Consider the following 19,643-nt stretch of genomic DNA (forward strand, 5'->3'; position numbering starts at 1 on the left):
CGGTAGGCGTGCGGGTGGTACGCCGGAGCCGACACGAGGAGCAGCAGCCATGCAGCAGAACAAGCACCCGGCGTACGGTCCGGTGGTCTTCCGCGACCGCGCGGCGGGATACGCCTTCCTCACCAGGTCCACGGCCGTGAGCGAGCAGACGATCGAGTGGGACGACGGCAACACGTACCCCGTCGTCGACGTCGAGATCTCCTCGGAGAGCCATCCCTTCTACACGGGCAACGCGCGGCCGGTGGACCCGGAGGGCGAGGTCGCCAAGTTCGAGCGGCGCTACGGCGGCCAGGGGGCGGGCGGATCGGGCCCCGCGGAGTGAATCCCGCGGCGATTGGACCGTTGTGAGCGCGATGGCATAGCGTCACCGAACGTTACCGTCGGGGCGCGCCAGGCGTCCGGTCGGCCGAAAGGGTGTGGCCGCATGTCGCCGGATGCCGTGGACGCGATGACGGGGCGGGTAGACCCGTGTCCGGGCCGGGCCGGCCGGAACTCCGACGCCGCCGCCCGGCGGTGAGCGCCACCCCGGCGGTGTACCCGCGCCGCGCGGCCGGCATGGGCGTCAGCGACCACCCCGACGGCCTCGTGATCCACCAGCACAATCCGCCGCGCGTGCACCACCTCGACCGCACCGCGGCCCTGGTCTTCGAACTGTGCAGCGGCCGGCTCACCACGGACGAGATCACCGCCCACATCGGCGCCCGGCTGGGGCGCTCGGCGCCGCCGCGCGAGGAGGTCGCCGAGACCATCGCGCGCTTCCACGCCGAAGGCATCCTGGAAGCCCGGTCCTGATCGGCGGCGGTTCGGCGGGCGGCGACCGAGCCGCCGGTCCGTGTCGACCCGAACTTCGGCACCTCGAGCCGGAGTTCGAGGCGATTGTGCCCCGCCCCGCCGGCCTGCCCGGAGTGATTCACCCTTAGGCTTACCACCAACGGGAATCGATGATCATTCACCCTACGGTGGGAGCCTCCATGGCAGACGAGTGGCGCGCGTCGGACAACCTCGCGGATGGCGGTGCGAACGACGCGGAGTCGGAATGGCGGCCCGTCGGGATCGACATCTCCACGCCCAGCATCGCCCGGGTCTACGACGCCGTTCTCGGCGGCAAGGACAACTATCCCGTCGACCGCGCGATAGCCGAGGCGTCCTTGGCCATCGTGCCCGAGATCGGCGACGTCGGCCGGTTCAACCGGGCCGTGCTCGGGCGCGGCGTCCGCTTCATGGCCGAGCAGGGCATTCGCCAGTTCCTGGACCTCGGATCCGGGCTGCCGACGGTACAGAACACCCATCAGGTGGCCCAGGCGCACTCCGCCGACGCCAAGGTGGTCTACGTCGACAAGGACCCGATCGTGCTCGCGCACGGCCGGGCGCTGCTCGCGGAGAACGACCGCACCACCGTCGTCACCGCCGACCTGCGCGACCCGGAGGCCGTCCTGGGCCACCCGGACGTGCGGGCGCTGATCGACTTCGACCAGCCGATCGGCCTGATGCTGGTCGGCGTCGTCCACCACCTCAACGACGACGAGGGTCCGCTCGCGATCGTCGAGGCGTACAAGAAGGCGCTGCCGCCCGGCAGTTACCTCTTCCTCACGCACTTCTGCGCGTCCAGCCCCGACGCAGTCGCGCTGGAGAAGGCCCTGCTCACCGACCTCGGCTCGGGCCGCTTCCGCACCCTCGAGGAAATCACCGCCTACTTCGACGACTTCGACCTCGTCGAGCCGGGCGTGGTCTACCTTCCGCAGTGGCGCCCGGAAGAGCCGATCGGCGACGAACTCACGGTCGGCCAACGCCTGATGGCCGGCGGTATCGCCGCAAAGCCGACGGCCTGACCTCGCCGCGATCGGCGGCCGGGATGGCGGATTCTCCACCGTTTCCGTGTTTCACGGGACACGGGTGGGGCTTGACCGGCAGCGATGATCCCGTGCTCGACGGTGTGGAGCACGGGATCGGAGTGGAGCAAGGGCGAGACAGGCCGTGGCCCGGGCTCGGCGGGCGGCGAAGGACGCCGACCGGGCGGCGTACGCCGACGCGGTGTCGGAGTAACGCCGCCCTGGGGCGGGACGAGTTGCGGGAGGCGGCCCGCGCTGTCACGTCGCCTACTTCGGGTCGCGGTTGAACTTCGACGTCGACCAGAAGTAGCCGAGCACTGCGAGGCCCAGGCACCAGGCGATGGCGAGCCACCCGTTGTGGCCGATCTCGGTGCCGAGCAGCAGGCCGCGCAGGGTCTCGATGGCCGGGGTGAACGGCTGGTACTCGGCGATCGGCTGGAACCAGCCCGGCATCGTGTCGGCCGGGATGAAGGCGCTGGAGAAGAGCGGCAGCAGGACCAGCGGCAGCGCGTTGTTGCTCGCCGCCTCGGCGTTCGGGCTGACCAGGCCCATCCCGACCGCGATCCAGGTGAGTGCCAGGGCGAAGAGCGCGAGCAGCCCGAACGCGGCGATCCACTCCAGGACCGTGGCGTCCGTGGATCGGAAGCCGATGGCCACGGCGACGGCGCCGACGAGGACCACACCGGCGATCGACTGCAGCACGCTGCCGACGACGTGCCCGATGAGCACCGACGGGCGGTGGATCGCCATCGTGCGGAAGCGGGCGATGATGCCTTCGCTCATGTCGGTGGAGACGGACACCGCGGTCCCGACCGTGGCGCCGCCGATGGTCATCATCAGGATGCCCGGGACGATATAGGCGATGTACTCGGAGCGGTCCGCGCCGCCGCCGCCGATGCCCGCGCTCATCACGTCGCCGAAGATGTAGACGAAGAGCAGCAGCAGCATGATCGGCGTGAGCAGCAGGTTCAGGGTGAGGGACGGATAGCGGCGCGCGTGCAGGAGGTTGCGGCGCAGCATGGTGTTCGAGTCGCGTACGGCGAGGGAGAAGGCGCTCATCGGACGGTCTCCTTCAGGACGGCGGGCGCGGCAGCGGGCGCGGCGGTGGCGGTGGGGTGGCCGGTCAGGGCGAAGAACACGTCGTCGAGGTCGGGGGTGTGCACGGTCAGCTCGTCCGCCTCGATGCCGGCCGAGTCCAGCCGGTCGAGGATGGAGCGCAGCTCGCGCTGGCTGCCGTCGCTGGGGATCTGCAGCGACAGCGACTCGTCGTCCCGGCCGACGTCGCGCAGCGCGGAGGCGGCGGACCGGTACGCGGACGGGTCGGAGAAGCGCAGTCGCACGTGTCCGCCGGGGATGAGCCGCTTCAGCTCGTCGGCGGTCCCCTCGGCGGCGATCCTGCCGTCGTTGAGCACGGCGATGCGATCCGCGAGTTCGTCGGCCTCGTCGAGGTACTGGGTGGTGAGGAAGACGGTGACGCCGTCGGAGACGAGCTCGCGGATGATCCCCCACATGTTGTGGCGGGAGCGCGGGTCGAGGCCGGTGGTCGGCTCGTCCAGGAAGATGATCCGCGGGTTCCCGACCAGCGTCATCGCGAGGTCCAGGCGGCGCTTCATGCCGCCGGAGTAGCTGGAGGCGGGCTTCTTCGCGGCCTCGACCAGGTCGAAGCGCTCCAGCAACTCGGCGGCGACCCGCTTGCCCTCGCGCTTGGAGAGGTGGTGCAGGTCCGCCATGAGGAGCATGTTCTCCTCCCCGGTGATCAGGCCGTCGACGGCGGAGAACTGCCCCGTCACACCGATCGCGGCCCGCACCGCCTGCGGGTCGGCGGCAGGGTCGTGCCCGCCGACCCGCAGCTCGCCGGCGTCGGGGGAGATGAGGGTGGAGAGAATCTTGACGGCGGTGGTCTTGCCGGCGCCGTTCGGTCCGAGCAGGGCGAAGATCGTCCCTTCGGGGACGGCGATGTCGATGCCGTCGAGCACGGTCTTGTCGCCGTAGGACTTGCGCAGCCCGTTCGCCGCGATGGCCGGGTTGGTCATGGTGGGTGCTCCTTCAGAGGCTGCGGGCGTTCAGAGGCTGCGGGCGGTGATGTTGCCGTGGTCGGTGGTCGCGTGGATGGTCAAGCCGGGCGCGGCGCCGTCGGTGTTCTTCAGGGCGTTGTCGATCCGGCCGTAGCCGGTGCCGGCGTCCAGGGAGGCGGACACTCCGGCCGCGGCGCCGACCGACACATCGCCCATCCGGGTGCGCAGCACGACCGTGCCGGAGATGGCCTCGGCGATGTGGATGTCGCCCTTTTGGGTGCTGATCTCCGCGGGGCCGCCCAGGCGGCCGACCGCGACGTCACCGGCGTGGACGGTGAGGCGCACGCTCGCGGCCTCGTCGATCTTGACCGGGCCGTACGCGCCCTCGACGGCAACGTCGCCGAGGCGTCCGACGCCCCGGAACTCGGCGCAGGAGGCCTTCGTCTCGATGCGGGAGCCGGCGGGCAGCTGAATGGTCACCTCGACGGACCCGGAGGGGCCGAAGTACTGGTTCTTCGCCGCCGGGGCATCGATCCGCAGGACGCCGTCGCCGTATACGACCGTGGCCTGTTCCGCCGCCTTCACATCGCGGCCCTTCGAGGCGTTTGCGGGCAGGACCTCCACCGTCGTGTCGGCGCGGTCGGCGGCGATGAACTGGATGCGCCCTGCGGGGATGTCCAGGACGGCGGTGATCGGGGTGGGGGTGTCGAACTTCTGCATCGTGTGCTCCGGTGCTCGTTGTTTCTGACTTCGGAAACGCTACGTTGCATTCAAGATTCACTCAAGATATGTGTTGCGAAAAACTGTCATCTATGCAGGTAGACGTGGGAAAATCGTTGCAATGATATTACGCTTAATGCAACAGCAGTCTCATGATTCGTTGCAATGATTTGGAGTGAACGCTATGCTGAGGGCATCAACGAACCGCGAAGGAGATTGCGATGCCGGGAGGCAGGCTCACCCAGCAGGACCGCCGGCAGATCGCGCTGGGGCTGGCCGACGGCCTCGCCTACGCGGAGATCGCCCGAGGTCTCGAGCGCCCCACGTCGACGATCACGCGTGAGGTGATGCGAAACGGCGGCCCCGCCGCCTACCGCGCCGACTTGGCCCACCGCGCCACCGAACGCCGCGCCCACCGGCGCAGGCACACCCCGCCCCGAGGGCAGGGAGCGCCTGCGCAGGGCCACGGGCGCGACGACGAGGCCGTGCGCGAGTACGAGGAGACGTTCACCACCGTCCTCATGCAACAGGGCGTGCCCAAGATGATGGCCCGGGTGCTGACCTGCCTTTTCACCGCCGACGCGGGCAGCCTCACCGCGTCCGAACTCGTCCAGCGCCTCCAGGTCAGCCCGGCGTCCGTCTCCAAGGCGATCGCGTTCCTCGAAAGCCAGGGCCTCGTCCGCCGGGAACGCGACGAACGCCGCCGGGAGCGCTACGTTGCCGACGACGACGCCTGGTACCAGTCGACGATCGCCAGCGCCCGCGGCGCCGCCCAGGTCGCCGAGATCGCACGGCAGGGCGTCGGCATCCTCGGCCGCGACACCCAGGCCGCCGCCCGCCTGGAGAACATCGCCCGCTTCAGCGACTTCATGAGCGAGAGCATCCTCCGCGCCGCGGCGCAGGTCCGCGAAGTCCTCTATACGAAGCCCGAAGCGAGCTCGGGCGGCACTGCCGAGTCAAGTCCGGATCGCGGATAGACAGCCGTCTCGATGGTCACGGCGACCGAGCCCGGCCGGCGATTGAGGCCAACCGGCCCGTTCGGCGCTTGAGGGCGCCCTTAGGCGAGCTGCGCCTCGGCCTCGGCGATGACCTCCTGGAGGTACAGCCCGCGCCGAACATCGCACGCGTGCCCGCCGCCAAGGCGAACCATCCCCGCGAACTCGGACCGCAGCGCGGCGAACGCCGAGCCGTCGATCGCCGTGGACAGGTCCAGGTCCACGGATCCGGCCGACCCGTACAACTCCAGGCCATAGCGATGCCCGCCCTCGGCGGTACCGCACAGCACCACCTGCGACACCGCCCCACTCGCGTGCACGAGCTGCGACACCGTCCATCCCGCCCCGGGTGAGTCCGCGCGCAGGGCCACGATGTCGCCCAACGCGACGCTCAGCAGGTCGAACGCGTGCGGGCCGACGTCGAGGATCGCCCCCCGCGCCTGCCGCCAGGGCGAGGCCGCGAACGGCCCGCCCAGGAACGCGTCGTTGACACACGTCAACCGGCCGCCCCGCCACGGCGTCCCGGCCCCGGCACTCGCGGCGTCCGCGAGGAACTCCCGTACCCGCGGGGCGTATCGCGCGCTGAGCGTGACCATCGAGCCGACTCCCGCCGCCTCGACGACCTCGGCCAGCCGGCGCGCGGCGTCGAGGTCGTCGGCGATCGGCTTCTCCAACAGGACGGGCTTGCCCGCCCGCGCCGCCCGTTCGGCCAGCGCGGGCTGCGCCTCCGGGGCGATCGCGAAGACCACGGCCTCGCATCGGTCGAGAAGTTCGTCGAAGCTCGCACACCACGCGGCCCCGTGCCGCGCCGCCAGCGCCTCGCCCGCCTCGGCCCGCCGCGCCCACACCGCCGCCAACCGTGTCTCCGGCCCGGCGGCGAACACCGGCGCGTGCACCTGCTCGGCCCAGGGCCCGGCCCCCACCAACCCCACCGCGACCCGCTCGACCACCGTCATCGCCTCCGGTCCCGCCTCGCTCACGACACTGTGCCGGCCGAGCGTACCCGTGCCGATCGCCGCGACCCGAGGCCGTGACGCTCGTGCCGTGTTCGCCTACTTGCCGCACCCGACGTTCGGCCCCGCGTCGGGCGCGACCCTGCACAGGTCGAAGACCAGCGCCGGTGGCCGGACCCGCGGGATGACGAACCGGACGTGTTCGCCGACCACCGACAGCGAGAACATGGTCCCCACCGGGATGGCCGGATTGTCGCTCTCGCCGACGCGCGCGACCACGGCGCCGTCCAGGACCGACAGTTCCAGCCGGAGCACGGTCGGCCGGCCGCCCTCGAACGTGGTGGGATCCACGCAGGGTTCGCCGGCGACGGCCTCCGGTCGCCCGCACGTGGGGGCGTCGCGGAAGGTCACCCGCCCCTGCGCGGATTCCACCCGCAGCACGGTTCGCCGGCGGTCGACCCACGTGCCCTCGACCTCCGCCGGCGCCGCCGGGGAGCGGGTCGGCACGAAGGTGGGCGTCGGGGCGGCGGAGGGCGCCGGTGCGGCGGAAGGAGTCCGCGTGCCGGGCGCGGTCCGGCTTTCCGCCGGGGACGGAGCGTTGGTGCCGGGTCCGCTCTCGGCGGCGGACGGTCCGGCCGATGTCGCCGCCGCATGCGACGGACTTCCGCCGTCGTCGTCCCAGCCGAGCAGCAGGACCGCGACGACCGCCACGATCAGCGCGGTGACCACCACGACGATCGTGGCCCGGCGCCTGCGCCGTCGTTCGGCGGCGTTCCGCGGCATTCCGAAATGTGGCACGGGCTTCCCCTTCTCGGGTCTCGCCGGTCTCTCGGGTCTTGCCGGTCTCTCCGGTCTCGCCGATTTCTCGGGTCTCGCCAGTTTCTCGGGTCTCGCCGATTTCTCGCCGGTCGCTCGGGCCGCCTGCGCTGCGGCCGACCACACGCGGGGGTGTGGTTTTCCACAGGTTAGGTCGGTGCCGCGCCCCATGTCTGCGGCGCCGCGGATCTCGCAGGCTGTTCGTACCGGGGACGCGCACCCCGTCCGATCGGGACGGGGCGTCGCCGGCCCGAGCGAGGAGGTCGGCGGATGCCGAGGAACAGGACGCGGACGCGGGCCGTCGTCGAGGACATCGATCACGGGTCGCCGATCGCCGCGCGGGCCCGGGGGTTGGTGAAGGAGTACGGCGCGGGCGCGGTGCGGGTCGCGGCGTTGGCCGGTGTGGACGTGGAGATCGCGCGGGGCGCCTTCACCGCGATCATGGGACCGTCCGGCTCGGGCAAGTCGACGCTCATGCAGTGCCTGGCCGGCCTCGACACGGCCACCCACGGCAGCGTGTGGCTCGGCGGCACCGACCTGGCCGGCCTCGACGAGACCGCGCTGACCGAACTCCGGCGCGACCGTGTGGGGTTCGTGTTCCAGGCGTTCAACCTGCTGCCCACGCTCACCGCCCTGGAGAACATCACGCTCCCGATCGAGATCGCCGGCCGCCGGGTCGACCGCGCGCACCTGGATCGGATCGTCGAGGCCACCGGCCTGGCCGGCCGGCTCGCGCATCGGCCCGCCGAGCTGTCCGGCGGACAACAGCAACGGGTCGCCGTCGCCCGGGCGTTGGCGTCCCGGCCGGAGATCGTGTTCGCTGACGAACCCACCGGGAACCTCGACTCGCGGGCCCGGACCGAGGTCCTGGACCTGCTGCGGCGCGGCGTGGACGCGTGGGGGCAGACCGTCGTCATGGTCACCCACGACCCCGGCGCGGCGGCCTACGCGGACCGGGTGGTGTTCCTGGCCGACGGCCGGCTCGTCGACGACCTGGCGCGGCCGACGGCGGACGCGGTGTTCGAGCGGATGAAGCGCCTCGACGGCCGCGTCCCCCGCCCCGACGATGTCGCCGTCGCCGCCGGGCGAACCGTGGGCGGGGTGCGGCCGTGACGATGCTTCGGATCGCGCTGCGCGGCGTCGCGGCGCACAAGGCCCGCATGGTCCTGGCCCTGGTGGCCATCGCGCTCGGCACCGCGTTCGTCGCCGGGACGCTGGTCTTTCGCGACTCGGTCGAGGCGTCCACGCGCGCGTCGTTCGCGGCGTCGGCGGCGGACGCCACCGTGACACCCCGGCAGGGTGCCGGCGACCGGCAGGACGGCACGGGGCTGCCCGCGACCGTGGCCGGTGCCGTGGTCGACGTGGTGTCCCGGGCCGAGGGGGTACAGGCCGCGTACGGGCGCGTGCACGTCCCCGACACGGTCGTCCTCGACGGGCGCGGCGCGCCGCTGCGGTCGCGGGGCGTCACGGTGGCGGACTGGTCGCCCGGTGCCGGGGCCGCGCCGCGCGTGGTCGCCGGCCGTGCGCCGGCGGGCCCGGCGGAGGCGGTCCTGGACGCGCGCGCCGCGAAGGCGCGCGGGATCGGGATCGGCGACCGGCTGCGGATCCAGGCGGTGCCCGGCACCTTCGAGGTCACCGTCGTGGGCGTGGCGCAGCGCCGGTCGGATGGGGCGCAGGACGCGGACGTGTTCGTCGAGGCGTCCACCGCACAGCGTCGACTCCTCGGCGCACCGGCGGTGTTCACGTCCGTCGTGGTCACCGCCGGGCCCGGGGTCGGCGACGGACCGCTCAAGCGGCGGGTGGCCGGCGCACTCCACGACGCGGCCGACCCCTACGTCGTCCGCACCCGCGCCGAGGAGGCCGCCGCTCGCGGCGACGCCGCCGGATCCTCGCTCGACATCGTCACCTACGCGATGCTCGGCTTCGCCGGGATCTCGGTCCTGGTCGGCGTCTTCCTGATCGGCAACACGTTCGCGATGCTGGTCGCCGCGCGGACCCGGCAGAGCGGACTGCTGCGCGCCGTGGGCGCCCGCCGCGGCCAGGTGAACCGGCTGATCCTGGGCGAGGCCGTGCTGCTTGGCGGGATTGGCTCGACCCTGGGCCTGACCGCCGGGGTGGCCCTCGCGGCCGGCCTCACCCGGGTGGTCGGGCGGGTCGGCGACACCTCCGCCGCGGCCGAGGTGACGGTGCGGTGGTCGACGCCCGCGGCGGCGTACGCGGTGGGCGTCCTGGTCACGCTCGCGGCCGCCTACCTGCCGGCCCGCCGGGCCGGGCGCGTGTCGCCGATGGCCGCGCTGCTGCGCGTCGCCGGCCCGGACACTCGGCGCTCGTTGCGGGCCCGCAACCGGATCGCGGCGACGACCGGTCTGCTCGGCGTGCTCGCCCTGGCCCTCGCGGCGCGCGCCGAGTCCGTGTCGCTGCTCGGCGCGGGCATTCTGCTCACCCTCGTCGGCACGGTCGCCGGCGCCCCGCCCTGAGCGTCCTGGCCGTCCGAGCCCTGGGCCGGCTCTTCGCCGACCGCTCCGGGCCGATCGGCCGGCTCGCGCGCGGCAACGCGATCCGCGACCCGCGCCGCACCGGGGCGACCGCCGCCGCGCTCATGATCGGCCTCGCGCTGGTGAGCAGCCTGTCCCTGGTCGCCGCCTCGCTGGTGACCTCGGTGGACGGTCAACTCGAACGCACCATGAGCGCCGACTACTTCGTGCTGTCCTCTCGGCCGATGACCGAACAGGTGGCACAGGCCGTGCGCGCGACCCCGGGCCTGGACCACGTCACCGCGCAGAAGACCGTACGCGCCGACCTGATCACCGAGCACGGCACCGACGAGGACCACGACCTGACCGCCACGACCGCACGCTTCACCGACGACTTCCGGCTCACCTTCACGGCGGGCGACGCCGTGTCGACCTTGGCCGGCAAGGACGCGATCACCGTGCCCGAGGCGTTCGCCGACGCCCACCGGCTGGAGCTGGGTGATCCGATCCGGGTCCGCTTCCACGGTGGCGGGACCACCCGGCTGAGCGTCGGCGGGATCGTGCGCGGCGGGGACATCTTCGCCTCGGGCGCCACGTACATCGGCATGGACGTCGTTCGCGCCAACCTTCCTCCGGACCAAGTGCCGCTGGACGACGTGTACTTCGCGACCGCGGCACCGGGCGCGGATCGGGCCGAGGTGTACCGGGCGCTCACCGCCAACCTCGACCCCTACCCGCAGACCAAGGTCCGCGACCGGGAGAGCTACCGACAGGCCCTGCACGACACGGTCGCCCTGGCGCTCGGCCTGGTGTACGGGCTGCTCGCCCTCGCGATCCTGGTGGCGATCCTCGGGGTGGTCAACACGCTCGCGCTGTCGGTGGTCGAACGCACCCGTGAACTCGCGCTGTTGCGCGCGCTGGGCGTCACCCGCCGGCAGATCCGGCGAATGGTGCGGATCGAATCGGTCGTGATCGCCGTCGTCGGCGCGCTCCTCGGCCTCGTGCCGGGGCTCGCCTGGGGTGTGGTCACCCAGCGGGTGCTGGCCTCGAAGGGCCTCGATACGCTCGCCGTTCCGTGGCCGACGATCACGGCCGTGCTCGCGGGGGCGGTCGTGGTGGGGCTGGTCGCGGCGTGGATCCCGGCCCGCCGGGCCGCCCGCCTCGACATACTCGGCGCGATGACGGCCACGGGCTGAACCCGACGAGACACGAACGGGACCGGACACGAACGGGACCGGACGCAAACGGGACCGGACGCAAACGGGACCGCACTTGAACGGGACCGCACGTGAACGGGACCGGACAGGCCCGACCGGACACCCGACCGGAAACGAACGGCACCGCACCGCACCGGACGCAAGGAGGCAGCCATGGCCGGCCCGACCCGCCGCCGCGTCCCGACCGTCGTCCGCGCGGGCGCGACCACCGCCGCGATCCTGCTCGCGGGCACGCTGACGGCGCTGCTCGAACTGCTCTTCCTGATCGGCGTCGGCATCGGGGCCGGACTGCTGTACGCCACCGGCGGCCGGCCCCGTCCGCACCGCGCCGCGGTGCGCCGGCTCGGGCCCGGCGCCCGGTTCCTGACCGGGCTCGAACGCCGCCGCCTCGCGCACCGCGGCCAGGTCCTCCCGACCTCGGTCGGCACCCGCCGAGCGCTGCGCTACCTCGCGGCACACGTGCCGGTCGGCCTGCTCGGCGGAGCGGTGCTGGCACTCACGCTCTGCGGCGTCGGGGTGGCCGCGGTGATGGTGGCCGCGTGGCTCTCGGGCAGCTCGAACACCACCACCGCCGACGTGCTGATCCTGGTCCTGCCCGGCCTGGCCCTGCTCTACCTCGCGGTGCGCGGCCTGAGCGGCCTCGCGGAGACCGACCGGGCGCTGGCCCGGCGGCTGCTCGGCCCCGACCCGAGCGAGGTGCTGCGCCGCAGGGTCGACGAACTCGCCACCAGCCGGGCGGGTGTCGTCGAGGCGGTGCACGAGGAGCGCCGGCGGATCGAACGCGACCTGCACGACGGGGTCCAGCAACGCCTGGTCGCCCTGGGCATGCTGCTGGGCCGGGCCCGCCGCGGCACCGACCCGGCACGCACCGACGAACTGCTGCGCCAGGCGCACGAACAGGCCCAGCAGGCGCTGACCGACCTGCGCGAGGTCGCGTGGCGGATCCATCCCACCGGCCTGGACGACGGCGGCCTGCGCGCGGTCCTGGAGACCATCTCCGAGCGGGCGGCGGTGCCGGTCGGGCTCGACTACGACGTGCGCACCGAACCCGCGCCGATCGTGGCCACCGCCGTCTACTTCGTGGTCGCCGAGGCCGTCACCAACACCGTCAAGCACGCGCGGGCCGACGCGGTCACGGTGACCGTCTCCGACCGCGTCGACGCGGACGCGCTGCGCGTGCGGATCGTCGACGACGGCATCGGCGGCGCGGACGCCGGCGGCGGCGGCCTGTCCGGGCTGGCCCGCCGGATCGCCGCGCTGGACGGAACCCTGCGTGTCGACAGCCCCGTCGGCGGCCCCACCACGATCACCGCGGAGGTCCCGTGCGGATAGTCCTGGCCGACGACTCGGCCCTGCTCCGGGAGGGCCTGGCCCGACTGCTCGCCGACGAGGGGCACGACGTGGTCGCGGGTGTGGCCGACGGCGACGCCATGGTCGCGGCGGTCGCCGAACACCGCCCGGACGTCGTGGTGGTCGACGTGCGGATGCCGCCGACGCACACCGACGAGGGCCTGCGGGCCGCCCTCGAGGTCCGCGGGCGCTTCCCGGGGATGGGCGTCCTGGTGTTGTCCCAGTACATCGAGAAGCGCTACGCGGTCGAGCTGTTGACCCAGGACGGCGCGGCGGTCGGCTACCTGCTCAAGGACCGGGTCGCGCACGTCGACGACTTCCTGGACGCGCTGGAGCGGGTCGCCGCCGGCGGCGCGGCATTCGACCCGGAGGTGGTCCGTCAACTGCTCGCCCGGACCAGCCACGCCGACCCGCTGGACCGGCTCAGCCCGCGCGAGCGCGAGGTGCTCGCCCACATGGCCGAGGGCCGCACGAACGCGGCGATCGCACAGGCGTTGCACGTGTCCCAGAGCGCGGTGGAGAAACACGTCAACGCGATCTTCGACAAGCTCGACCTGTCGCACGTCACCGGCTACAGTCGCCGCGTCCTCGCGATCCTGCGCTACCTCGGCTCCTGACCGGCGACGCGCCCCGAGCCGGATGCGTAAGCCGGACACCTGAGCCGGACACCTGAGCCGGATGCCCCTGGAGTGCTCGCGAGGACGCTGCTAGCTTCCGGCCGCATGAAGTTCTCCATGTCGCTGCCCGTACTCCGCGATCCCGGTCACGCCCAGCCGTACCACCGCACGTTCGCGCTGGCCCGGATCGCGGAGGAGGCTGGCTTCGACACCGCGACCATCGGCCACCACCACTTCATGCCCGGCAACATGAGCGATCCGCTCACCCTGCTCGCGGCGGTCGCGGCCCGCACCGACACGCTGCGCGTGGGCACCGGCATCTTCCAGCTCCCGGTGCACAATCCGCTGCGGGTGGCCGAACAGGTCGCCACGATCGACGAGATCTCCGGCGGCCGGGTCAGCCTCGGCGTCGGCTTGGGCTGGTGGCCGCTGGAGTATCAGGCGCACGGTTCGGAGTTCCGCACCCGGGGCGCACGGATGGAGGAGGCGCTACAGATCCTCCGGCTGGTGTGGAGCCGCGAGAACGTCCAGTATCAAGGCCGCTTCCACAGCTTCCCCGAACTGACCGTGCACCCGCGCCCGGTGCAGGAGCACATCCCGCTGTGGGTGGCCGGCGTCGCGGACACCGCGGTCGAGCGCGCCGCCCGGCTCGGCGACGCGTGGCTGTGCGGGCCGGTCCAGTCGCTGGCCAAGGCGCAGGCGTGCCTGGCCGTGTACCGCGCGGCGTGCGCGGCCCACGACAAACGCCCCGACTGGGTGCTTCGCCGCTACGCCTGGGTCGGCAAGGACCGGCGCAGCGTGGCCGAGGAGGTGCTGCCCGCGTACGTGGACGGCCTCCTGGCGCACTGGCGCGAGTCGGCGGAGGACGACACCGAGAAGGACCTCTTCCGACGACTCGACGCCGGGGAGGACGTCCCCGCCGAGGAGATCGCCCACGACCGGCTGCTCTGGGGCGCGCCCGAGGACGTCGTCGCGCAGGTCGGCCGCTACCGCGAGTCGACCGGCTGCGACCACGTGCACGCGGCGTTCGGCGCGGGGCTGCCGGCCGGGGACAGCGCGGTGTCCACGCGCGGCTCGTACGACGAACTGGCCGAGATGATCCGCCTGTTCGGCCGCGAGGTGATCCCGGCCTTCGGCTGAGGGCCAGGCACGGGCAGGGATACGGGTACGCCGAACGGGTGGGACGCACCGCCGCCATCGGCCGGCCGGCGGCGGACGGCGCGGGGTCGCCCGATGGCACCGGCTCGGGTGGTCTACTGGGCTCGGCAGGGTAATTCGTCGGAAATGACGTATGGCGTATGCGTATGCGTACGCGTATGAAGGGCTCGTATCGTGCTGATCGATCTCACCGGTAGGACCGCCTTGGTCACCGGATCCACCCAGGGCATCGGGGCGGCCATCGCGGTGGGGCTGGCCCGGGCCGGGGCGCGGGTCGCGATCAACGGGCGCGGCCGGGAATCGGTCGACGCGGCGGTGGCGCGGCTGGGCCGCGAGGTGCCCGAGGCCGGCTTCCTCCCGGCGCCGGGCGACATCTCGACCGACGAGGGTGCCGCGCGGGTCCTGGACGCCGTGCCGCACGTGGACATCCTGGTGAACAACCTCGGCATCTTCGGCGCCCGACCCGCGCTCGACATCGACGACGCGGAGTGGCGACGGTACTTCGAGGTGAACGTGCTGACGGCGGTGCGGATGACCCGCGGCTACCTGCCCGGCATGCGCGAACGCGCGTGGGGGCGCGTCCTGAACATCACGAGCGACTCGGCCATCGCCATCCCGGCGGAGATGATCCACTACGGCATGTCCAAGACGGCGCTGCTCGCGGTGTCGCGGGGGTTCGCGAAGGAGGCGGCCGGCAGCGGGGTCACCGTCAACGCGGTGATCGCCGGGCCCACCCACACCGGCGGCATCGAGGACTTCGTCTACGAACTGGTGGACCGCGCCCTGCCGTGGGACCGGGCGCAGCGCGAGTTCATGCGCGTGTACCGGCCGCAGTCGCTGATCCAGCGGCTGATCGAGCCCGAGGAGATCGCCCACATGGTCGTCTACCTCAGTTCGCCGTTCGCCTCGGCCACCACCGGCGGGGCGCTGCGCGTGGACGGCGGCTACGTGGACTCGATCCTGCCCTGAACCGCTTGGCCGGCGCCGCGTTGCCGGCCGGCACGGCGTCGGGAGCAACGCGCAGGCCGCCTCGGCGCGGCGCGCGGCCGGCGGACCGGTCGACCCCTACGGCGTGCTCGGCGCCTTCCGCGAACCGCTCGATCCAGGCCCCATGCGCGGCAGGCTCGGGTAGTGGCGCAGCGGTGACGTACCGGCGCGTGAATGCGTCGGCAGCAGGTCCTCGGGGGTCGGCATGTCAGTGTTGCGCCGGCGCGGTCAGGCGCGTTGGCCGTCCAAGAGAACCACTTGGAACTCCTCGATGCTGCGCAGGGTGACGCCGGCCTTCTTGAGGCTTTCACCGCGGACCGTCGACTGCGGGCCTCGGGTGGAGAGCAGGGCCGCGCGGTCCCGGAGGAGCGCACCGACGGCCGCCCGTCCCTGCGCGCGATCGATGAAGAACACTGCGCCTTCGAGCCCGTCGATGGCCTCCAGGTTGGGCAGGCCCATGTCTCGGAAGGTCTGTACGAGCGACTCGGCGTCCGACGGCTTGAACTCCAGTCGGCCCATGCGCATATAGGCGTCGTCGGTCACTTGGAAGGCCGGGGTGAACGCCACTGCCTCCCAGTCGTCGACGGTCACGGTGTCGGCGAAGGGTGCCAGCAGCTCGGCCCGGCGCTCACGCAGCTGCCTGTCGCTTTCCGACCGGGCGTTTGCGCTTTCCCACCACGAACCCATCTGGATCTTGCCGAGCTCGCGATCGGCGAACAGCCCGTAGCGACGATAGCCAGGGTTCCGGGCGAGCAGGGCGGGGGCTTCGCGGCGGAGTGCGTCGAGCGCGCTCTCGATCTTGGCGGGGTCGCCGGTTGCGTATGTGGTGCGGACGTACAGCGTTTCCTGCATGGTGTATTCCTGTCCTGGGAGTGGCACCGGCGTCGGTCCGGCCGGGGGTTTGCCCCTCCATCGCAGGCCGAGCCGCCGAGATCGGCAACACGGGTGGCCCATCCGGGTGCCCGGAGGCCGAGTCCGCCCGCACGTCGGCGTCCGGTCGGTGCCAGGCATCCGTCCGTGGTCCGTACCGGCCGGGCCTACGGATCAAATGGTTCAGGAGGGCCGACCACCACCGTCAGCGCACGCGCACCGCCGGATCCGGGACAAAGGTCCCGGCAGAGAGGGCATGCCGCGGTCCGCTCACGGGGTGATGTTCTGGTTCAACCGGAACAGGTTGCCCGGGTCGTAGCGACGTTTGACGGCGCTCAGGCGGTCGTAGTTCTGTCGGTAGTTCGACCGGACGCGGTCCTGGTCGTCGGCGTCGAGGAAGTTGACGTAGCCGGCCTCCTCGACGTGGGGCCGCAGTGCGTCCGAATACGCGCGGCACCAAGCCATGTTGGGCTCGATGTCGGACCGGTTCCGGAAGCTGGGGCCGATGCCGGTCGAGAACGCGGCGTCGCGGTAGGCGAACGCGGTGTCGCCGGGGCCCACGCGCCCGGCCGCGCCGTCGATCGGGAACACGAGCGTCGCGGTCTCCAACGAGGGGATCGTGGGCGCGTACTCCAGATGGACACCGATCGCCTCGTCGGACAGATCACGGCTGAAGTTGCCCTTCCAGTAGTGATACAGCCCGGCGGGCAGCATTTCGTCGAACAGCGTGTTGATCACCGGGTAAGGGATGCGGTCCAGAAACTGGCCGACGACCGGGCCGAGTCCATTGAGCATGCCGCGGACCTTGTCGTCCTCGTCGGCGGGCCCGCTCCAGCAGGTCAGGACGGCGGTCAGCGGCCGTCCATGCCAGGGCTCGGGTAGGAACGGCACGGGCGGGCCGAGCGCGACGATGAGGAGCGCGTTGAGTTCGTCGGGGGCGTCGGCAATCAACTCGCGGTAGCGGCGGCCGACTTCGCCGTCGAGCGGGTAGAAGGTGGGGCCACCGAGGATGTCGTCCACCGGATGCAGGCGATACTCCAGGGATGTCGCGACACCGAAGTTGCCGCCGCCTCCGCGGATCGCCCAGAACAGGTCGGGGTCGGCATCGCCGCTGCACCTGCGCAGGCTGCCGTCGGCGGTAACCACATCGGCCGAGAGCAGGTTGTCGCAGCTCAGCCCGCAGCGGCGGGTCAGATGGCCCATCCCGCCACCGAGCGTCAGACCGCCTACGCCGGTCGAGGAGACGATGCCGCCGGTGGTGGCCAGCCCGAAGGCGTGAGTGGCGTGGTTGAAGTCCGCCCATGTGCAGCCGCCCTCGGCTCGCGCGCTGCGCCGTTCGGGATCGACGCGGATGCTGCGCATCCCGCCCAGGTCCAGGACGAGCCCGCCGTCGCATGTCCCGTATCCGGCCGCCGCGTGGCTGCCGCCGCGTACCGCGAGCAGTAGGTCCTGCTCGCGGGCGAAGTCGACGGCCGCGATGACGTCCGCCACGTCGGCGGCCCGGACGACGACCGCGGGGCGGCGGTCGTGCATGGCGTTGTAGACGCGGCGCGCCCGGTCGTACCCGGGGTCCTCGGGCAGGACGATGTCGCCGTGTGTGGCGCCCCGCAGCCGGTCCAGCTCCTTGTCGTCCAGTACGGACGGGTACGTGGTCATGACAACCACCGGCTTTCTTGCGTCGTCGGGCCGATCCGGTGCCCTCCCGCGGCGCGGTGCCGCGGGACGGCCACGTATCCGTCATAGGCACTTGCGCCGCGCCCGGGCATCGCCGAAACCGCCCAAGCTTCCGCTCGCCGATGGGCCGATCCGCCCATGCGGAGATCAGGCCAGGCCGTGCGTGAAGGCGAACGCGGTGGCCGCGGCGCGTGAGGACACGTCGAGCTTGACGAAGATGTTGTTCAGGTGCCGGGCGACGGTGTGCTCGCTGATGACCAGCTCGGCGGCGATACAGCGGTTGGTCAGGCCGGCCGCGACCAGGCGCAACACCTCGACCTCGCGCTGCGTGAGCTCGCCCGGCAGGCGGCCGCGGTCCTCGCCCAGCAGGGCCGCCGCGCGGCGGGCGTCGGGCACGGCACCGAGACGGTCGAACACCGCTTCGGCGGTGCGCAGTTCCAGCCGGGCGCCCTCGCTGTCGCGCGCCGCGCGCTTGGCCGCCGCGAGCGTCATGCGGGTCTGCGCCGCCTCGTACGGGACGCCGAGCGCGATCCACAGGTCGCACGCCTGTCGCAACACCGGCACAGCCGCGTCGATGTCTCGCTCGGCGAAAGCCACCGCGCCGCGCGCCGTACCCGCAAGGGCGTGCAGCAGCGCGAACTCGGACCCCGGCGGACGGGCGGCGACCGCGGCCAGGTCCTCGGCCGCCGCCCGGGCCGCGTCGACCCGGCCGACCGCGAGCGCGATCTCGACCTGGGCCGCCAACAGCCACGACCGCCGGACGCTGTCGCGCCAGTGGCCACCCTCGTCCCCGGCCAGCGCCAGCCGCAACGCCGCGGCGGACGACTCGGCCTCGCCGCGTGCCAGACACAGCAGCGCGAGGCCGGGCTGCGGGTCGTACCCGAGAGCGTGTGCCCGCTCGAAGGCGGCCTCGGCGGCATTCGGCTCGCCACGGCGCCGGTGCAGTTCCCCGGCCAGGTAGCACGCCTCACCCGCGATCCGCGGGTCGGTGGCAAGCAGCTCCTCGGACGCCAGTTCGGCTTCCGCGGCCGCGCGCGTCCAGGAGCCACCCAGCAGGAGCACCTCCGCCCAGTGCACGCGGCACAACCCGCGGAACGGGTTCCCGTCGTGCAATGCACCGCTCCAGGCCATCGCCGCTTCCGTCCATTGCGCGGCCCGTTCCAGCTGGGCCGCGCTCATGCACTTCTGCAGCGCCTGGCAGTAGATCCAGCCCGTGAACATCGCGCTGAGTTCGCCGGCCATCACCGAGCACATGGCGTCGTCGAGCAGGGCGAGACCTTCGGTGACCCGCCCCTGATCCAGCAGCACGCCGCCTTGCACCTGAAGACCCATGGCGGCCAGGTCGGGGTTGCCGCAGCGCCGCCCGATCGCGGTCATCCGGCGGGCCGCCTCCCACGCATCCTCCAACGCGCCGCGGTCGCGCGCGGCCTCCGCGTCGCTCCAGGCGAGATAGCACTGCTCAACGCACTCGGGCTCGCTGCCGAGGTGCCGCCGCGCGCGCTGGAGCCATCCCGCCGCGACCGCGCTCTTCCCGGCGTCCTGGTAGTCGTAGAACAGCATCCACGCGGTGTAGCCGGCCCGCCGGGCGTTCCCTTGGGCTGCATACCCGGCGTACGCCTTCAGCCGCGCCTCGACCGACTCCTGCGGGCGGCAGTTCCACCACGCCGCGTCGGCAAGGGCATCGAGGTCGTCGGGCGTGAGGTCGGCGGCGTCGAGCGTGCGTAGCAAGGCGTACGCGTCATCCCACGCCTCCCGCGCGGCCGATTCGCGCGCCCGGGAGACCTCCGAGACCCGATCCACCACGAGCAGCTCCCTTCTCCTGCCCCTGCCTGGTGTGCCCTCCTCCTTCCTCCAGCCTACGAGCGCCCGCCGGCGCCGTCCCCGCGTGGCAGTACGGGTTACCCCGGCGCCGAGCGCATGCTCAGACGGGCCCCAGGCGGCCGGCGGGCTTGGGCGCCAAACACGGTG

General features: G+C 72.6%; 19 protein-coding genes. 11 read left to right on the plus strand and 8 right to left on the minus strand.

Features of this window, described 5'->3' with window-relative positions; translation table 11 throughout:
• Window positions 1-49: 49 nt before the first annotated feature.
• The 3 genes from OG928_RS41610 (at window position 50) to OG928_RS41620 (ending at window position 1,829) form a co-directional block, all read left to right on the plus strand.
• On the plus strand, window positions 50-322 hold the full coding sequence (locus tag OG928_RS41610) for a type B 50S ribosomal protein L31 (RefSeq protein WP_331767210.1): 273 nt from the start codon (window positions 50-52) through the stop codon (window positions 320-322).
• A 191-nt stretch (window positions 323-513) separates the two neighbouring features.
• Window positions 514-792 carry a PqqD family protein gene (locus tag OG928_RS41615; RefSeq protein WP_331767211.1) on the plus strand — a complete coding sequence of 93 codons (279 nt, stop codon included), beginning with the start codon at window positions 514-516 and terminating at the stop codon, window positions 790-792.
• A gap of 179 nt (window positions 793-971) precedes the next feature.
• A complete protein-coding gene (locus OG928_RS41620) occupies window positions 972-1,829 on the plus strand; it encodes an SAM-dependent methyltransferase (protein ID WP_331767212.1) in 858 nt (285 codons plus the stop codon).
• Window positions 1,830-2,096: 267 nt separating this feature from the next.
• On the opposite strand, the gene OG928_RS41625 is transcribed toward OG928_RS41620, so the two are convergent.
• The 3 genes from OG928_RS41625 to OG928_RS41635 are packed head-to-tail and all read right to left on the minus strand — an operon-like array spanning window position 2,097 to window position 4,564.
• On the minus strand, window positions 2,097-2,888 hold the full coding sequence (locus OG928_RS41625) for an ABC transporter permease (RefSeq protein WP_331767213.1): 792 nt from the start codon (window positions 2,886-2,888) through the stop codon (window positions 2,097-2,099).
• Window positions 2,885-3,862 carry an ATP-binding cassette domain-containing protein gene (locus OG928_RS41630; protein WP_331767214.1) on the minus strand — a complete coding sequence of 326 codons (978 nt, stop codon included), beginning with the start codon at window positions 3,860-3,862 and terminating at the stop codon, window positions 2,885-2,887. Before OG928_RS41630 ends, OG928_RS41625 begins: the two co-directional genes overlap by 4 nt.
• Before the next feature lie 30 nt (window positions 3,863-3,892).
• Window positions 3,893-4,564 (minus strand): DUF4097 family beta strand repeat-containing protein, encoded by a 672-nt coding sequence (locus OG928_RS41635; RefSeq protein ID WP_331767215.1) that lies wholly within the window; start codon window positions 4,562-4,564, stop codon window positions 3,893-3,895.
• Window positions 4,565-4,785: 221 nt separating this feature from the next.
• Here OG928_RS41635 and OG928_RS41640 point away from each other — a divergent pair, with 221 nt between their 5' ends.
• Entirely contained in the window at window positions 4,786-5,541 is a 756-nt protein-coding gene (locus OG928_RS41640; protein ID WP_331767216.1) for a helix-turn-helix domain-containing protein, read from the plus strand.
• Between the two features lie 80 nt (window positions 5,542-5,621).
• Here the strand turns inward: OG928_RS41640 and OG928_RS41645 are convergent, their stop codons facing one another.
• Window positions 5,622-6,539, minus strand: coding sequence for a Gfo/Idh/MocA family oxidoreductase (locus tag OG928_RS41645; RefSeq protein ID WP_331767217.1), 918 nt, complete (start codon window positions 6,537-6,539; stop codon window positions 5,622-5,624).
• 72 nt (window positions 6,540-6,611) lie between these two features.
• Window positions 6,612-7,310 (minus strand): hypothetical protein, encoded by a 699-nt coding sequence (locus tag OG928_RS41650; RefSeq protein ID WP_331767218.1) that lies wholly within the window; start codon window positions 7,308-7,310, stop codon window positions 6,612-6,614.
• 288 nt (window positions 7,311-7,598) lie between these two features.
• On the opposite strand from OG928_RS41650, the gene OG928_RS41655 reads away from it, so the two are divergent.
• The 7 genes from OG928_RS41655 to OG928_RS41685 all read left to right on the plus strand — a co-directional run bounded on the left by OG928_RS41655 (window position 7,599) and on the right by OG928_RS41685 (window position 15,113).
• Window positions 7,599-8,441 carry an ABC transporter ATP-binding protein gene (locus OG928_RS41655; RefSeq protein ID WP_331767219.1) on the plus strand — a complete coding sequence of 281 codons (843 nt, stop codon included), beginning with the start codon at window positions 7,599-7,601 and terminating at the stop codon, window positions 8,439-8,441.
• A 2-nt stretch (window positions 8,442-8,443) separates the two neighbouring features.
• Window positions 8,444-9,805: an ABC transporter permease gene (locus tag OG928_RS41660; protein WP_331768296.1), complete on the plus strand. Its 1,362-nt coding sequence runs from the start codon at window positions 8,444-8,446 to the stop codon at window positions 9,803-9,805.
• A gap of 80 nt (window positions 9,806-9,885) precedes the next feature.
• A complete protein-coding gene (locus tag OG928_RS41665; protein ID WP_331768297.1) occupies window positions 9,886-10,998 on the plus strand; it encodes an ABC transporter permease in 1,113 nt (370 codons plus the stop codon).
• A gap of 174 nt (window positions 10,999-11,172) precedes the next feature.
• Window positions 11,173-12,351: a histidine kinase gene (locus tag OG928_RS41670; RefSeq protein ID WP_331767220.1), complete on the plus strand. Its 1,179-nt coding sequence runs from the start codon at window positions 11,173-11,175 to the stop codon at window positions 12,349-12,351.
• Window positions 12,342-12,986: a response regulator transcription factor gene (locus OG928_RS41675; RefSeq protein WP_331767221.1), complete on the plus strand. Its 645-nt coding sequence runs from the start codon at window positions 12,342-12,344 to the stop codon at window positions 12,984-12,986. Before OG928_RS41670 ends, OG928_RS41675 begins: the two co-directional genes overlap by 10 nt.
• A 105-nt stretch (window positions 12,987-13,091) precedes the next feature.
• Window positions 13,092-14,126, plus strand: coding sequence for an LLM class flavin-dependent oxidoreductase (locus OG928_RS41680; protein WP_331767222.1), 1,035 nt, complete (start codon window positions 13,092-13,094; stop codon window positions 14,124-14,126).
• Window positions 14,127-14,318: 192 nt separating this feature from the next.
• Window positions 14,319-15,113 carry an SDR family oxidoreductase gene (locus tag OG928_RS41685; RefSeq protein ID WP_331767223.1) on the plus strand — a complete coding sequence of 265 codons (795 nt, stop codon included), beginning with the start codon at window positions 14,319-14,321 and terminating at the stop codon, window positions 15,111-15,113.
• Window positions 15,114-15,359: 246 nt separating this feature from the next.
• Here the strand turns inward: OG928_RS41685 and OG928_RS41690 are convergent, their stop codons facing one another.
• The 3 genes from OG928_RS41690 to OG928_RS41700 form a co-directional block, all read right to left on the minus strand.
• Entirely contained in the window at window positions 15,360-15,983 is a 624-nt protein-coding gene (locus OG928_RS41690; RefSeq protein ID WP_331767224.1) for a hypothetical protein, read from the minus strand.
• A 288-nt stretch (window positions 15,984-16,271) separates the two neighbouring features.
• Window positions 16,272-17,657, minus strand: coding sequence for an FAD-binding oxidoreductase (locus OG928_RS41695; protein WP_331767225.1), 1,386 nt, complete (start codon window positions 17,655-17,657; stop codon window positions 16,272-16,274).
• Between the two features lie 165 nt (window positions 17,658-17,822).
• On the minus strand, window positions 17,823-19,478 hold the full coding sequence (locus OG928_RS41700) for a LuxR C-terminal-related transcriptional regulator (RefSeq protein ID WP_331767226.1): 1,656 nt from the start codon (window positions 19,476-19,478) through the stop codon (window positions 17,823-17,825).
• Between the last annotated feature and the right edge of the window lie 165 nt (window positions 19,479-19,643).

It is taken from the genome of Embleya sp. NBC_00896 (genome assembly GCF_045207785.1).
Taxonomy (GTDB): domain Bacteria; phylum Actinomycetota; class Actinomycetes; order Streptomycetales; family Streptomycetaceae; genus Embleya.

Bases quoted from the DNA above. Each gene is read 5' to 3' on its own strand.
- OG928_RS41610 (WP_331767210.1), top strand. From the start codon at position 50: ATGCAGCAGAACAAGCACCCGGCGTACGGTCCGGTGGTCTTCCGCGAC.
- OG928_RS41620 (WP_331767212.1), top strand. From the start codon at position 972: ATGGCAGACGAGTGGCGCGCGTCGGACAACCTCGCGGATGGCGGTGCG.
- OG928_RS41625 (WP_331767213.1), bottom strand. From the start codon at position 2,888: ATGAGCGCCTTCTCCCTCGCCGTACGCGACTCGAACACCATGCTGCGC.
- OG928_RS41630 (WP_331767214.1), bottom strand. From the start codon at position 3,862: ATGACCAACCCGGCCATCGCGGCGAACGGGCTGCGCAAGTCCTACGGC.
- OG928_RS41635 (WP_331767215.1), bottom strand. From the start codon at position 4,564: ATGCAGAAGTTCGACACCCCCACCCCGATCACCGCCGTCCTGGACATC.
- OG928_RS41640 (WP_331767216.1), top strand. From the start codon at position 4,786: ATGCCGGGAGGCAGGCTCACCCAGCAGGACCGCCGGCAGATCGCGCTG.
- OG928_RS41655 (WP_331767219.1), top strand. From the start codon at position 7,599: ATGCCGAGGAACAGGACGCGGACGCGGGCCGTCGTCGAGGACATCGAT.
- OG928_RS41660 (WP_331768296.1), top strand. From the start codon at position 8,444: ATGCTTCGGATCGCGCTGCGCGGCGTCGCGGCGCACAAGGCCCGCATG.
- OG928_RS41670 (WP_331767220.1), top strand. From the start codon at position 11,173: ATGGCCGGCCCGACCCGCCGCCGCGTCCCGACCGTCGTCCGCGCGGGC.
- OG928_RS41680 (WP_331767222.1), top strand. From the start codon at position 13,092: ATGAAGTTCTCCATGTCGCTGCCCGTACTCCGCGATCCCGGTCACGCC.
- OG928_RS41690 (WP_331767224.1), bottom strand. From the start codon at position 15,983: ATGCAGGAAACGCTGTACGTCCGCACCACATACGCAACCGGCGACCCC.
- OG928_RS41695 (WP_331767225.1), bottom strand. From the start codon at position 17,657: ATGACCACGTACCCGTCCGTACTGGACGACAAGGAGCTGGACCGGCTG.